Source organism: Jannaschia sp. 2305UL9-9 (genome assembly GCF_041403465.1).
In the GTDB taxonomy this organism is placed as follows: Bacteria; Pseudomonadota; Alphaproteobacteria; order Rhodobacterales; family Rhodobacteraceae; genus Jannaschia.
In genome coordinates, this window is sequence record NZ_JBGEHM010000005.1 from 118,557 (window position 1) to 132,088 (window position 13,532).

A 13,532-nucleotide genomic window follows, 5' to 3' on the forward strand; every position below is an offset into this window, starting at 1 on the left:
GATGCGGCGTAGGAGGGGCAGGCGTCCGCCCATAGAGACGAGCCGCCCACCGGATTGCAAGGGGTCAGCCCGCGACCTTCAGAAGCGCAACACCGCCGAGGATCATCGCCACGGCCCCGAGGCGCATGGGTGACGCCGTGTCACCGAACCAGACGATGCCGAACACGACCGCCCCCGCCGCGCCGATGCCCACCCAGACGGTATAGGCCGTGCCCAAAGGCAGGTCGCGCATCGCCAGCCCCAGCAACGCGAAGCTTGCCGCCGCGGACACCGCGGTCAGCGTGCTGTAGCCGAGGTGCGTGAATCCGTCCGATGCCTTGAGCGCGGCGGCCCAGACGATTTCGAGCAGGCCCGCGATGAGGAGATAGAACCAGGGAAGCATGGCAGATCGGCCTTTGCAGATGAAACCGGGGACTCCGTCCCCTGTCTGCAACTTGCACCGCCGGGGCAACCCCCGTCGACTTGGCGGCCGCCCTGCGCGCCCGACGCGAAGGCAAGTGCACCGCTTCGGGGGGCTTTCGCCCTTACGCCCGCCCATCCGCGGGGCTAGATTGACGGGATGTCCGAGTCTCGCTTCGTCCACCTGCGCCTGCATACCGAATACTCCCTTCTGGAGGGGGCCGTTCGCCTCAAGAAGCTGCCCGACCTCGTGTCGGCGGCGGGGATGCCTGCGGTCGCGATCACCGATACCAACAACATGTTCGCCGCGCTCGAGGCCGCAACCGGCCTTGCCGGTAAGGGCATTCAGGCGATCATGGGCTGTCAGGTCGACCTGATGTACGATCCGGCCGCCCCCGGCGAAAAGCCCCGCGCCCCGGCCCCCATCGTCCTGCTGGCCAAGGATGAACGGGGCTACGAAGGCCTGATGAAGCTCAACTCCTGCCTCTACCTGTCGCGCCCCGACATGGTCCCGCAGGTCACCGTGGAAGAGTTGGAGACCCATTCGGAGGGGATCATCTGCCTGACCGGCGGGCCTGACGGGCCGCTGGGCCGCTTGGTCAAGGCCGGACAGGAACCGAAGGCCGAGGCACTGCTGGATCGTCTGACCGCGATCTATGGCGACCGATTGTATGTCGAGTTGCAACGCCACATTCAGCCCGAGCCGACGGAGCGGTTCCACGTCGAAGCCGCCTATGCACGCGACCTGCCGCTGGTCGCCACCAACGACGTCTATTTCCCCGAGGCCCGGATGCACGAGGCGCATGACGCCCTGCTGTGCATCGCCGACGGCGCCTATGTCGATCAGCAGGCGCCCCGCCGCCGCGTCACGCCGGAGCATCGCTTCAAGTCCGCGCGCGAAATGGCCGCCCTGTTTGCCGATCTGCCCGAGGCGCTGGAAAACACGCTGGAGATCGCGCAGCGCTGTGCCTTCCGCACCTATGGCCGCGACCCGATCCTGCCCAAGTTCGCCGAGGACGAGGTGGTCGAACTGCGTCGTCAATCGATCGAAGGCCTGAAGGCGCGTCTCGCCGTCATTCCGCATGCCGCCCCGGTCGAGGAATACGAGAAACGCCTCGACTACGAGTTGGGCATCATCGAGGGGATGGGTTTTCCCGGCTACTTCCTGATCGTGGCCGACTTCATCAAGTGGGCCAAGGATCACGACATCCCCGTCGGCCCGGGCCGCGGGTCGGGCGCGGGCTCGCTCGTGGCCTATGCCCTGACCATCACCGATCTCGACCCCCTGCGATACGGCCTGCTGTTCGAGCGGTTCCTGAACCCCGAACGTGTGTCGATGCCCGACTTCGACATCGACTTCTGCATGGATCGCCGCGAGGAGGTCATCCGCTACGTTCAGGAAAAATACGGCCGCGACCGGGTGGGCCAGATCATCACCTTCGGTGCGCTGCTGTCCAAGGCCGCCGTGCGCGACATCGGGCGCGTGCTGGGCATGCCCTATGGTCAGTGCGACATGCTGTCGAAGATGATCCCCGTCGAGGGCGTCAAGCCCGTCAGCATCACCAAGGCCCTGGCCGAGGAGCCACGCCTGCGCGAGGAGGCCCGCGAGAGCGAGCAGGACCGCCGCGAAGGACGCACCAACCCCGTCAAGCGCCTGCTGGATTATGCCGAGCAGGTCGAAGGCCTGCTGCGCAACGCCTCTACCCACGCCGCCGGTGTCGTGATCGGCGACCGTCCGCTCGACGAGTTGGTGCCGCTGTACAAGGACCCGCGCTCCGACATGCCGGCGACCCAGTTCAACATGAAATGGGTGGAAAAGGCGGGCCTCGTCAAATTCGACTTCCTCGGCCTCAAGACCCTGACGCAGGTGCAGAACGCGGTCGAATTGATCCGCGGTCAGGGGCGTGATCTGCATGTCTCGGCGGATGGGCGGCGGCTGTATGACCCGGCGCCGGGGACGGAAAACGACATCAACCTGATCCCGCTGGATGATGACGCGTCCTATGCACTCTATTCCGCCGCGCGCGCCGTCGCCGTGTTCCAGGTGGAATCAACGGGGATGATGGACGCCCTGCGCCGGATGAAGCCGACCTGCATCGAGGATATCGTCGCGCTCGTCGCCCTCTACCGTCCCGGCCCGATGGAGAACATCCCGAAGTATTGCGAGGTCAAGAACGGCCTGTCGGAGCGGGACCTGCTGCACCCCTCGATCGATCACATCCTCGATGAGACACAGGGCATCATCGTCTATCAGGAACAGGTGATGCAGATCGCGCAGGAAATGGCGGGCTACAGCTTGGGCGGTGCCGACCTGCTGCGCCGCGCCATGGGCAAGAAGATCCAGGCCGAGATGGACGCGCAAAGGCCCCTGTTTCTTGAGGGCGCGGCCAAGAACGGCGTCGGCAAGGAAAAGGCCATCGAGGTCTGGAACCTGCTGGACAAGTTCGCGAACTACGGCTTCAACAAGTCCCACGCCGCCGCCTATGCCGTCGTCAGCTACCAGACGGCCTGGCTCAAGGCGAACCACCCGGTCGAATTCATGGCCGGGATCATGAACTCCGACATCCACCTGACCGACAAACTGGCCGTCTATGCCGAGGAGGTCCGCAAGTCGGCGGATCGCGGCGGTCTGGGGCTGGAAATCGTGCCCCCCTGCGTCAACCGCTCGGGGGCGACGTTCGGGGTGGCGAATGGGGCCCTTGTCTACGGTCTTGGGGCGCTCAAGAATGTCGGTGTCGAGGCGATGCGCCTTGTCGTTGCCGGTCGCGACGGGACGCCGTTCGCCACGCTGTTCGATTTCGCACGCCGGGTCGACCTGAAGCGGGTCGGAAAACGGCCCCTCGAAATGTTGGCCCGTGCCGGCGCCTTCGACCAGCTGGATGGAAACCGGGCGCGTGTGCTTGGCTGTCTCGACGCGCTGGTCGGCTATTCGGCCGCAATCCATGAACAGCGCGCGTCGAATCAGGTATCCCTGTTCGGCGAGGCGGGCGAGGATCTGCCCGAGCCGCGCCTGCCGATGCGCGACGACTGGCTGCCGGCCGAGCGTCTGGGCGAGGAGTTCAAGGCCATCGGCTTCTACCTGTCCGGCCATCCACTGGACGATTACATGCCCGCCCTGAAACGGCAGGATGTGAAGACCCTGGCCGAGGTGCAGGTGATGACGGTCGCGGGCCCGAAGCTGGTCAAGATGGCCGGGATCGTATCCTCTCGGCAGGAGCGGAAATCGGCCCGCGGCAACCGGTTCGCCTTCCTTCAGGCCAGCGACCCGAGCGGCGGCTACGAGGCAATGGTCTTTTCCGACACGCTCGACGCGTCGCGGCACCACCTCGAGGCCGGGTCCCGCGTGATCCTTCAGGTCGAGGCCACGCAGGAGGCGGATCAGCTCAAGCTGCTCTGTCGCGGCGTGACCTTGATGGACGACGCGGTCGATGCCGCGCCTCAGATCGGCCTGCGTGTCTTCCTTGAAGGGGCCGACGGCCTGTCCGCCCTGTCGGGCCTGTTGTCGCGTGTATCCTCCGAAAGCAGCGTCCGGGGCCGCGGCCCCGTGCACCTGTGCCTGCTGGGCGAGGATCTGCCCGGCGAGGTCGAGATGCTGCTGCCCGGCGAATACCCGGTCAACCCGCAGATCAAGGGCGCCCTGCGATCACTGCCGGGTGTGGCCATGGTGGAGGAGGTGTGAGACGGCTGCATCGTCCCCCACCTGCACCCACATTTCAAAGGACACATGTCGGCACCATGTTCACACCGGCAGTTCGGTCGTGTCCTTGAGGTCTTCCATAACGAAACTGGCAGAGACATCGGCGATCGGCACCCGCGCGATCAGGCGTTTGTAGAATTGGTCATACCCGGCCACGTCCGCCACGCGCACGCGCAGAACATAATCCAGATCCCCGGTCATGCGATGGGCGCCCTGCACCTCCGGCATGGCCGCGATGGCCGCCTTGAATTGATCGAGCCATCCGGGCTCGTGGCTGCCGACGCGGATCAACACGAAGACCGACAGGCCGAGGCCCAGCGCATCGGGGTTCAGATGGGCGACGCGCGACCGGATGACGCCCGCCTCCTCCAGGCGTTTGATCCGGCGCCAGCAGGCATTGCGCGACAGGGTGACACGCTCCGCCAGCGCATCAAGGCTGACCGTGGTGTCTTTTTGCAGCGATCGCAGGATACGGCGATCATGTTCGTCCAGTTCCACTCTCATTCTTCGAACACTATCCCGCTGATCAACGATATTCGAGGGATATCTGGGACCTGATCACACCTCGCAGGCCATAGGCTGGGCAAAAGCTACACGACAGGAGCCTGCCATGTCCCAGATCGACTCATTCTTTCGCGCCTTCCACGATCATCCCGCCTCGGTCGACGAGACCTATCTTGGCCACATGCGGTTCGCGCTCGGGTTTGCCGGGGCCCTGTTCGTTGCGGGTGGCGCCGCCCTGATCCACGCGTTCATCCCCCCGCTCTGCGAGACGACGGCCAGCCGCAAGGTCAAGACGCTCTACGCACGCATCCACAACCGGCACTGATCCCGATATGTGCCGCATGTTGGGCTATCGCGGGCCGTCCATCCCGTTGGAGCGGATCGTGACGCGGCCGCATCATTCCCTGCTGCGCCAGGCGCAGCATGCCGACGAAGCCAAGCTTGCCGTCAACGGCGACGGGTTCGGCATGGCGTGGTACGTGGAGGGAGAGGAGGCCCCCGGCCTCTACCGCGATGTTCTGCCGGCATGGTCGGATGGCAACCTGAGCAGCCTGTGTCGGGTCATCAGATCCGGCCTGTTCCTTGCGCATGTGCGGGCCGGCACCACCGGCGGGACCAATCGAACGAATTGCCATCCTTTCACCCATGGTGCGTGGTCCTTTGCGCACAACGGGCAGCTGGGTGATTTTGCGCGGCTGCGCCGTCCGCTGGAAGCGCGTTTGCCGGATGACCTCTATGCCTGCCGGCAAGGCGGGACGGACAGTGAACTGCTGTTCCTGACGATGATCCGCAATGGTCTGTTTCAGAATGCATCCCGTGCCGTCGCCAGAACCATCGCGGACATCAGGGCCCTTTGCGACGCGTTGCGACAGCCGGATCGCATCACCTGCGTGATGTCCGATGGTCACCGCCTGATGGGCTTTCGCCATGCCAGCGATGGCCGGGCCCCGACGCTCTATGTGTCGCGCGGGCCGCTGGATCACGGGGGCCGGGCGCTGGCCTCGGAGCCGCTGGACGGCGTGGCGGCAAACTGGATCGCGGTCCCAGCAGATACCATGATCGTGCTCGACGGTGGCGCGCCGGTGCTTTCGCCACTGGACATGGGGATGGACGAGATGCCGGCCCCGACGACGTTTCAGGCCCAGGCGACATCCGCAAGGAATATGTAGCCCGCGCCATAGATCGTCTTGATCAGGGCGGGGTTGCGCGGGTTTTCCCCCAACTTGGCGCGCAACCGGGAAATGCGCACGTCCATTGCCCGATCGAAGGCGGCAGAGGCGGCGCCGCCCAGCACCTCCTGCATTTCCGCACGGGTGATCAGGCGGCGCGGACGGTCTAGGAACAGGCGCAGCACCTCGCCTTCCGCCTGGCTGAACGTCGCCTCGCCTTCCGGTCCGCTCAGGGTGTAGCGGTCGAAATCCGCGGTCCATCCGGCGAAGGTCGCCCGGCTGCGCGACGGAGGCGCGGCCTTTCGCAGGCGCGCGCGTACGCGGGCGACGATTTCCTCGGGGGCGAAGGGTTTGACGACGTAGTCGTCGGCGCCCAGTTCCAGCCCCGTGATCCGATCCTGCACCTGACCCCGCCCGGAAATGATGATGATGGCCGATCCCCCTTCGAGCGCGAGACGGGACACGATCGCAAGCCCGTCACGATCCGGCAGGCCGAGATCCACAAGGCAGACGTCCGGCATGGCACGCCGGACCTCCCGTTCGAAGTCGTCGGCGCGGGCATGGGCCGTCACCCGCATGCCCGCTTGCGTCAGCGCGCCGGACAGGATGGCCCGGATATCCGGGTCGTCATCTAGGATGGCCACGGTCGCCGTCATCGTGAGGCCTTTCCAGAAGAACATCTTGGCCTGCATTCCGGTCCGTGCGTCGGGGCACACGATGACAGCAGGGTCATTGCAGGACCGCCGACAGCTTCTCGACCGAGAACGGCTTGCGCAGCACGGGCCACAGCGCGGTCGCTTCGCGGTAGAGGGGGGCATCGGTCGGCAGCGATGTCATCAGGGCCACCGGCAATCCGAGGGTCCGGGCTTCCTGCGCGAGGTCGAGACCGGTTTCGCGACTGCGCAGCATGATGTCCGAAAGGACCAGCCCGATCCCGTCGATATCCAGCATGGCGCGCGCCTCGGCCACACTGCCGGCCTCCAACACGGTATGACCTGCGGCAAGCAGGCGGTCACGGACCGCCTCTCGAATATGTTCGGCATCCTCGACCAGCAGGATCAGCGTCGGGTCCAGCCCCGGCGGCGGGCGGCGCAGGGGCAATCGCAACACCACGCGGGCCCCCGCGGTGCAGGCGGTGACCCCACCCCTCGGTGGCAGCCCCGGCACGTTGGACAGACGTGTCCGCCCCCCCGTCAGCTTGACCACGTCGTAGACCATGGACAGGCCAAGGCCGGTTCCGTCCTCGCCCTTTTCGGTAAAGAAAGGCTCCGCCCCACGGGCAAGGGCCTGGGGCGAAAAGCCGGGACCGGTATCGCGGACCTCGATTTCCAGCCAGCTGTCGCGATGGGGCCGTGCGATCAGGGTGATCGTGCCCGGTGTCGGACCGATGGCATCGCGTGCGTTCAGGATGAGGTTGAGAATGGCATCGCGCAGGGCATCCGGATCCAGCAGCACGGGGTCGTCCAGCCCGTGCACCCGCGTGTCCAGCGCGATGTGACCCGGCAGGGATGCCCCCCCAAGCGTGGCCAGTTCGGACCATAGCGCACGCAGGTCCACGGCCCGTGGACGCAGGTCGCGCGGCCCCGACAGGTTCGAGATCTGGTCGATCAGCGCCCCGCCCCGCGTGGCCGCAAGGGCGATCGCATCGACCGCGGCGCGCGCCTCGGGCGCAAGGTCCATTCCGCGCAGCCTGTCGCCAAGGCCGAGGATCACCGTAAGCAGGTTGGCGAAATCATGCGCCATTCCCGACGTCAGCTGGGCCGCGACCTGTCTGCCGGCGGCTTGCGACAGGGCGGCGCGGGCCTGGCTTTCCTCGGTCACGTCGACCGACAGCGCATAGATACCCAGGACCTCGCCCGCGTCGTTCAGTTCGGGGGTGAAGCTGATGCGGATGCGACGGGCGGACGGCTCATGCGTCACTTCGAACAGCGATGCCTCTCCGCCGAGCGCCCGGGTCAGATGCGGTTCGATGGTGCGATAGGTGATCGGGCACAGCGCCTCGTCCATGCGCAGACCGATGATGTCGGACCGGGTGCCGGGCATCACGGACCCAAGGCGACGGTTGGAAAACGTATACCGCCGGTCCCGATCCAGCCGCGCGATATGGGCAGGCAACATTTCGGTCGTCAGCCGGATACGCGCGGCCATCTCGGTCGCCTCGCGGCCCGCCTCCTCCAGCGCGGTATTCGCCGCCGCAAGCTTTCGGTTGGCCTGCCCGAGTTCCTCATGACGGGCGAGCAACTGGTCGGACAGCACCTCGGACCGGGCCCGCAACAGACGCTCCTGCGTCTTGATCGCCGTGATGTCAGTATAGACGGTGACCCAGCCCCCCTCCGGCAGGGGGGACCCCTCGACGGCAATGACCTGTCCGTTGGGGCGTGTCCGTTCCAGGTAATGGGGTTCGAAGGTGCGGGCCTGCGCGACACGGTCCGCGACCATGCGATCGACATCCGTGGCGGGACCGTATTCGCCCCGTTCGATCAGGTGGCGAATGGTTTCGGCAAAGGACACCCCCGGACGGGTCAGATGGTCCGGCAGGTCGAACATGGTCGCATACATGCGGTTGCAGACCGCCAGCCGCAGGTCGGCGTCGTAGATCGACAGGGCCTGACCGATCAGGTTCAGCCCGGCCTGCGTCATGCGTGCCGTGGTGGTCGCGCTGTTGGCCATGTTCCCCCCGTTGCGCCCGAGCCTAGCCAGCCGGAGGGGCAGCGGCAAGCGTCGGAACGGTGCGCAGACCCGAGGGCAAGGCCGCCGCGCGAGGCGCATCCGCGCCTTGTTGCAATTCGTTAGAATTGGGAAACATCCATGCAGCATTTGCTGTTCAACGTCGTGCACGGAGCGGCCCATCCGGGGAGGGATGGGCCGAGGGAGCACGACATGAGCGAGACCGCCGCACGGACCATTCCGGAGTTTCTGGAGCGCAATGCCCGCGATTTCGGACAGGCCCCTGCCTACCGAGAAAAAGAGTTCGGCATCTGGCAGGAATGGACCTGGACGGATGCCCGGCGCGAGATCGAGGAGATGGCGCTGGGCCTGATCGCCCAGGGCATCGAGATCGGAGAGCACGTGGCCGTCATCGGCCGCAACCGCCCGCAGCTTTACATGTCGATGGTTGCCGCCCAATGCGCGGGTGCCATCCCCGTCCCGCTCTATGCCGATGCCGTGGGGGAGGAGATCGCCTACGTCCTCGGCCATTGCAGCGCCAAGTTCGTGATCGCCGCCGATCAGGAACAGGTCGACAAGGTGGAGGAGGTGCGCGACCGGATCGAGGGGTTGCGTCATATCATCTATCTGGATGGCCGTGGCCTGCGCAAATACGACCATTCCGCCATGTGTTCGATGGAAACGCTGCGCGAGAAGGGCCGCGGGGCGGACCGGTCGGAGTTGGACCGCCGCCGCGCACAGCAGACGGGCGCGACCACCTGCGTGATGCTCTATACCTCCGGCACCACGGGCAAGCCCAAGGGCGTGGTCCTGTCGCACGACAACATCGTCGAGACATCGAAGGCGTCCTCGGGCTTTGACGGGCTGCGCCAGACGGATGAGGTTCTGGCCTATCTGCCGATGGCCTGGGTCGGGGATTTCATCTTTTCGATCGGCCAGGCGATGGTCACCGGCTTCTGCGTCAATTGCCCCGAATCCGAACACACCATCATGCACGACCTGCGCGAGATCGGGCCGACCTACTACTTCGCGCCGCCCCGCGTGTTCGAAACACAGCTGACCAACGTCATGATCCGGATGGAGGACGCGGGCGCCTTCAAGAAGGGCCTGTTCGACCGCGCCATGGCCCACGCCAAGACCGTCGGCCCGCGCCTGCTGGATGGCGAGGAGGTCGGCTTCATGGACCGGCTGAAATACCGCATCAACGAACTGCTGGTGTTCGGCCCGTTGAAGAACACGCTCGGCCTGTCCCGCGTGCGCGTCGGCTATACGGCGGGCGAGGCGATCGGCCCTGAACTGTTCGATTTCTACCGCTCCATCGGGATCAACCTCAAACAGCTCTATGGCCAGACGGAGGCGTCCGTCTTCATCACCCAGCAGCGCGACAACGAGGTCCGCTCCGACACCGTGGGCACGCCCACGCCGGGGGTGGAACTGCGCATCGCGGAATCGGGCGAGGTGTTCTACCGCTCGCCCGGCACGTTCCAGGAATACTTCAAGAACCCCGAATCCACCGCCTCCACCAAGGATGCGGAGGGCTGGGTCGCCACCGGCGACGCGGGCTTCATCGAGGAAGGCACCGGCCACCTGCGCATCATCGACCGCGCCAAGGACGTCGGCAAGATGGCCGACGGCGCGCTGTTTGCGCCCAAGTTCGTGGAGAACAAGCTCAAGTTCTATCCCGACATCTACGAGGCGGTGGTCTTCGGCAACGGCCGCGACCGCTGTGTCGCCTTCATCAACATCGACCTGACGGCCGTGGGCAACTGGGCCGAACGCAACAACATCGCCTATGCGTCCTATCAGGAACTGGCGCAGCACCCCCGCGTACTGGCCACGATCACCGAACACGTGAACACCGTGAACAAGTCGGTCGCCGAGGATGACATGCTGGCGGGCTGCCAGATCCACCGCTTCCTCGTGCTGCACAAGCAGCTGGACGCCGACGACGAGGAGATGACGCGCACCCAGAAGGTGAAGCGCCGACTGATCGAAGAGAAATACGCCGACCTGATCGAGGGCCTCTATGGCGGCGCGGACGAGGTCTATACCGAGACCGAAGTCACCTACGAGGACGGCCGCAAGGGGAAGATCAAGGCAACGGTCAAGATGTGCGACGCGACGGTCGTGCCGGTGAAGGCCAAGGTGCTGGAGGCGGCGGAGTGATCGGCTTTTGCCAGTTTAAATTAGCTATCATTGCTCCTTTCATGGCAGTCTCTCTGAGTGTTCCCGGAAAAGCGACGGCGCAATTTGAGCTAAATGAAGAGGAGTGGCAGTTTGTCGAGAATAGTTTTGTTTGCGCGCATCTAGCAGGCTACTTCTTCGATCATTCCGCCGAGCAAGACCACACAATAGCGGGTGTCGTCGCTGGAAGACCATTAGCTCTACATATGAGTTCCAGATCTCAGTCTATTGGCGTGACACAACCGTTTATAATTCTCCGTTCATCAAGCTATCCGTTTGTTTCGAAAGATTTTACCTTAGGACAAGTTGCATCAGTGATGCTCTCTCGGGCGAACTATTTACTCAAACATGTCCGGCCACTACAGATGGGTGGAAACGCAGACGATTTTTTAAATCGTCGATCGATCGCTGCAAAACGGCAATACGAAGAGCGAAGCTGTAGTTTACTTCGGCGTATTCAATGAGAGACTATTGTTGCGGGATCGCTTCCCCGCGAAGGAGCGCAAAATGCTAGACCAGAGCTTCACCACCCCCGACGGCCGCACCATCGGCGATACCGTTCTGGATCTGCGCAACATCACCCTGCGCTTCGGCGGGGTCGAGGCGATCAAGAACATCTCCTTCGACATCCGCGAGGGCGAGATCCGGGCGATCATCGGGCCGAACGGCGCAGGCAAGTCGTCGATGCTGAACGTCATCTCGGGCTTCTACGTCCCGCAGGAAGGCGAGGTCTGGTTTCGCGGCGCCCCGCGCCCGCCGATGAAGCCCTACCAGGTGGCCCAGCAGGGCATCGCACGCACCTTTCAGAACATCGCCCTGTTCGAGGGGATGAGCGTTCTGGACAACGTGATGACCGGACGGCTTGCCTACATGTCCTCGAACCTCGTGACACAAGCGATGTGGTGGGGCCGCGCACAGCGCGAGGAGGTCGAGAACCGCGCCGCCGTGGAGCGGGTCATCGACTTTCTGGAAATCCAGGCGATCCGCAAGACGCCGGTCGGCCGCCTGCCCTACGGGTTGAAGAAACGCGTGGAGCTGGCCCGTGCACTGGCCGCCGAGCCGAAGCTGCTGCTGCTCGATGAGCCGATGGCGGGCATGAACGTCGAGGAGAAGGAGGACATGTCCCGCTTCATTCTCGATGTGAACGACGAGTTCGGCACCACCATCGCCCTGATCGAACATGACATGGGCGTGGTCATGGACATCTCCGACCGGGTCGTCGTGATGGATTACGGCCGCAAGATCGGTGACGGCACGCCCGCCGAGGTGATCCAGAACCAGGACGTGATCGATGCCTATCTGGGCGTGGCCCATGACTGACCTGTCCCGCAACCGAAGGTGGCGCGGCGGCGGGCTGTCCCGTCGCGGTGGGGCAGGCCGAAGGGCCGCACCGGGGCCCCGCCCCGGACCCCGAGGTATTTTCGGCCAGAAGAAGATCGTGCCCGTAGTCCTGGGCCTTCTCTGCTCCGGCACGGCAATGGCCGACAGCGGTTGGGCCCTGTTCGAAGCGCGGTGCCTTGTCCCCTATGAACATATCGCGCCTGCGGATGTGCGGGGGCTGGTGCGGACAGACGGTGGCTGGGCGCGCGGGGGCGAGGTGGTTCTGATCACGACACCATCCAGTTGCACCGCACGCGGCGCCACCGCCGATCTGGCCACGCGATTGGCCGCGCGGCAGGCCTACGTCGAGATCTCTGCGGGCGTCTGGCAATCGCATCTCTGGCGCGAGCCGCGGATGGAAGTTGTCCTGGACGACAGCGGACTGACCGCACGGGAAACAGACCTTGAAAGCTGAACCCGCATTGCAAACGGCAGGCGCCATACGGCCAGGCGCCTTGGCTGGGGCGGCCCTGATGCCGTTCCCGCGCACACACGTCATACCACGGAGACCGAGACATGCCTGATCAACTTCTCTTCGCGATCGAAGTCTCGCTCAACGGGCTGATGGCCGGGGTGATGTATGCGCTGGTGGCGCTTGGCTTCGTCCTGATCTTCAAGGCGTCCGGCATCTTCAACTATGCCCAAGGGGTCATGGCGCTGTTCGCGGCGATGACGCTGGTCGGCATTCAGAACGGACAGGTGCCCTTTGCGCATCTGATCAACGCGACTTTCGGAACCAACGTCCACCACTTCGGCTGGGAGGTTCCGGCCCTTGCCGCGATCCTGCTGACCGTGGTGGTGATGGCGGTCTTCGCGTGGCTGGTGAACCGCTACATCTTTCGTCACCTCGTCAACCAGGAGCCGATCATCCTGTTCATGGCGACCATCGGGCTTGCGTATTTCCTCGAAGGTGTCGCGGACTTGATGTGGGGGGCCGAGATCAAGAAACTGGATGTGGGCCTGCCGCAGGGTGCCTCAATCTGGATCGAGGACAACACGGCCTTCCTTGGCGGCGACGGGTTCTACGGTTTCTTCATCGACCGGCTCGATATCGTGGCAACGGTCATCGCGGCCTTGCTGGTCGTGGGACTGGTGGCCTTTTCGCAATATACCAAGCAGGGCCGCGCCCTGCGCGCCGTGGCAGACGATCACCAGGCCGCCCTGTCGGTCGGCATCTCGCTGAACTTCATCTGGGTGCTGGTCTGGTCGATCGCGGGTTTCGTCGCCCTTGTCGCGGGTATCATGTGGGGCGCAAAGTCGGGGGTTCAGTTCTCGCTCTCGCTGATCGCACTCAAGGCCCTGCCGGTGCTGATGCTCGGCGGCTTCACGTCGATCCCGGGCGCCATCGTGGGCGGGCTGATCATCGGGGTCGGTGAGAAGCTGTTCGAATTCGCCATTGGGGCCCCCTATCTTGGCGGCGCGACGGAGAACTGGTTCGCCTATGTCCTGGCCCTGATCTTCCTCGTGTTCCGCCCGCAGGGCCTGTTCGGGGAGAAGATCATTGAACGGGTCTGACCGGACCGGGGTGCCGG

At 64.8% G+C, this 13,532-nt stretch carries 12 protein-coding genes; 8 read left to right on the top strand and 4 right to left on the bottom strand.

Features of this window, described 5'->3' with window-relative positions; all coding sequences use genetic code 11:
• Nucleotides 1-64: 64 nt before the first annotated feature.
• Nucleotides 65-382: a multidrug efflux SMR transporter gene (locus V6N07_RS16670; protein ID WP_371157858.1), complete on the bottom strand. Its 318-nt coding sequence runs from the start codon at nucleotides 380-382 to the stop codon at nucleotides 65-67.
• 177 nt (nucleotides 383-559) lie between these two features.
• On the opposite strand from V6N07_RS16670, the gene dnaE reads away from it, so the two are divergent.
• Nucleotides 560-4,078 (top strand): DNA polymerase III subunit alpha, encoded by a 3,519-nt coding sequence (gene dnaE, locus V6N07_RS16675; protein WP_371157860.1) that lies wholly within the window; start codon nucleotides 560-562, stop codon nucleotides 4,076-4,078.
• A gap of 60 nt (nucleotides 4,079-4,138) precedes the next feature.
• Here the strand turns inward: dnaE and V6N07_RS16680 are convergent, their stop codons facing one another.
• Nucleotides 4,139-4,600 (bottom strand): Lrp/AsnC family transcriptional regulator, encoded by a 462-nt coding sequence (locus tag V6N07_RS16680; RefSeq protein ID WP_371157862.1) that lies wholly within the window; start codon nucleotides 4,598-4,600, stop codon nucleotides 4,139-4,141.
• Nucleotides 4,601-4,706: 106 nt separating this feature from the next.
• Between V6N07_RS16680 and V6N07_RS16685 the strand changes: the two genes are divergently transcribed.
• Nucleotides 4,707-4,925 carry a DUF6356 family protein gene (locus V6N07_RS16685; RefSeq protein WP_371157864.1) on the top strand — a complete coding sequence of 73 codons (219 nt, stop codon included), beginning with the start codon at nucleotides 4,707-4,709 and terminating at the stop codon, nucleotides 4,923-4,925.
• A 16-nt stretch (nucleotides 4,926-4,941) separates the two neighbouring features.
• Entirely contained in the window at nucleotides 4,942-5,769 is an 828-nt protein-coding gene (locus V6N07_RS16690) for a class II glutamine amidotransferase (protein WP_371157865.1), read from the top strand.
• Here the strand turns inward: V6N07_RS16690 and V6N07_RS16695 are convergent.
• Together V6N07_RS16695 and V6N07_RS16700 are read right to left on the bottom strand one after the other, a co-directional pair.
• Nucleotides 5,736-6,461 (bottom strand): response regulator transcription factor, encoded by a 726-nt coding sequence (locus tag V6N07_RS16695; protein WP_371157866.1) that lies wholly within the window; start codon nucleotides 6,459-6,461, stop codon nucleotides 5,736-5,738. The two genes, V6N07_RS16690 and V6N07_RS16695, sit on opposite strands and share 34 nt — an antisense overlap.
• A gap of 37 nt (nucleotides 6,462-6,498) precedes the next feature.
• The gene (locus tag V6N07_RS16700) at nucleotides 6,499-8,439 is read right to left on the bottom strand and encodes a PAS-domain containing protein (RefSeq protein WP_371157868.1); all 1,941 of its coding nucleotides are present in this window, start codon (nucleotides 8,437-8,439) and stop codon (nucleotides 6,499-6,501) included.
• A gap of 210 nt (nucleotides 8,440-8,649) precedes the next feature.
• Between V6N07_RS16700 and V6N07_RS16705 the strand changes: the two genes are divergently transcribed.
• The 5 genes from V6N07_RS16705 (at nucleotide 8,650) to V6N07_RS16725 (ending at nucleotide 13,515) form a co-directional block, all read left to right on the top strand.
• Nucleotides 8,650-10,602, top strand: coding sequence for an AMP-binding protein (locus V6N07_RS16705; RefSeq protein ID WP_371157870.1), 1,953 nt, complete (start codon nucleotides 8,650-8,652; stop codon nucleotides 10,600-10,602).
• A gap of 41 nt (nucleotides 10,603-10,643) precedes the next feature.
• The gene (locus V6N07_RS16710; protein ID WP_371157872.1) at nucleotides 10,644-11,084 is read left to right on the top strand and encodes a hypothetical protein; all 441 of its coding nucleotides are present in this window, start codon (nucleotides 10,644-10,646) and stop codon (nucleotides 11,082-11,084) included.
• A 43-nt stretch (nucleotides 11,085-11,127) separates the two neighbouring features.
• On the top strand, nucleotides 11,128-11,940 hold the full coding sequence (locus V6N07_RS16715; RefSeq protein ID WP_371157873.1) for an ABC transporter ATP-binding protein: 813 nt from the start codon (nucleotides 11,128-11,130) through the stop codon (nucleotides 11,938-11,940).
• 118 nt (nucleotides 11,941-12,058) lie between these two features.
• A complete protein-coding gene (locus tag V6N07_RS16720; protein ID WP_371157875.1) occupies nucleotides 12,059-12,415 on the top strand; it encodes a hypothetical protein in 357 nt (118 codons plus the stop codon).
• A gap of 101 nt (nucleotides 12,416-12,516) precedes the next feature.
• Nucleotides 12,517-13,515 carry a branched-chain amino acid ABC transporter permease gene (locus V6N07_RS16725; RefSeq protein ID WP_371157877.1) on the top strand — a complete coding sequence of 333 codons (999 nt, stop codon included), beginning with the start codon at nucleotides 12,517-12,519 and terminating at the stop codon, nucleotides 13,513-13,515.
• Nucleotides 13,516-13,532 lie beyond the last annotated feature (17 nt).

Bases quoted from the DNA above. Each gene is read 5' to 3' on its own strand.
- V6N07_RS16700 (WP_371157868.1), bottom strand. From the start codon at position 8,439: ATGGCCAACAGCGCGACCACCACGGCACGCATGACGCAGGCCGGGCTG.
- V6N07_RS16715 (WP_371157873.1), top strand. From the start codon at position 11,128: ATGCTAGACCAGAGCTTCACCACCCCCGACGGCCGCACCATCGGCGAT.
- dnaE (WP_371157860.1), top strand. From the start codon at position 560: ATGTCCGAGTCTCGCTTCGTCCACCTGCGCCTGCATACCGAATACTCC.
- V6N07_RS16690 (WP_371157865.1), top strand. From the start codon at position 4,942: ATGTTGGGCTATCGCGGGCCGTCCATCCCGTTGGAGCGGATCGTGACG.
- V6N07_RS16705 (WP_371157870.1), top strand. From the start codon at position 8,650: ATGAGCGAGACCGCCGCACGGACCATTCCGGAGTTTCTGGAGCGCAAT.
- V6N07_RS16695 (WP_371157866.1), bottom strand. From the start codon at position 6,461: ATGCAGGCCAAGATGTTCTTCTGGAAAGGCCTCACGATGACGGCGACC.
- V6N07_RS16680 (WP_371157862.1), bottom strand. From the start codon at position 4,600: ATGAGAGTGGAACTGGACGAACATGATCGCCGTATCCTGCGATCGCTG.
- V6N07_RS16685 (WP_371157864.1), top strand. From the start codon at position 4,707: ATGTCCCAGATCGACTCATTCTTTCGCGCCTTCCACGATCATCCCGCC.
- V6N07_RS16710 (WP_371157872.1), top strand. From the start codon at position 10,644: ATGGCAGTCTCTCTGAGTGTTCCCGGAAAAGCGACGGCGCAATTTGAG.
- V6N07_RS16725 (WP_371157877.1), top strand. From the start codon at position 12,517: ATGCCTGATCAACTTCTCTTCGCGATCGAAGTCTCGCTCAACGGGCTG.
- V6N07_RS16670 (WP_371157858.1), bottom strand. From the start codon at position 382: ATGCTTCCCTGGTTCTATCTCCTCATCGCGGGCCTGCTCGAAATCGTC.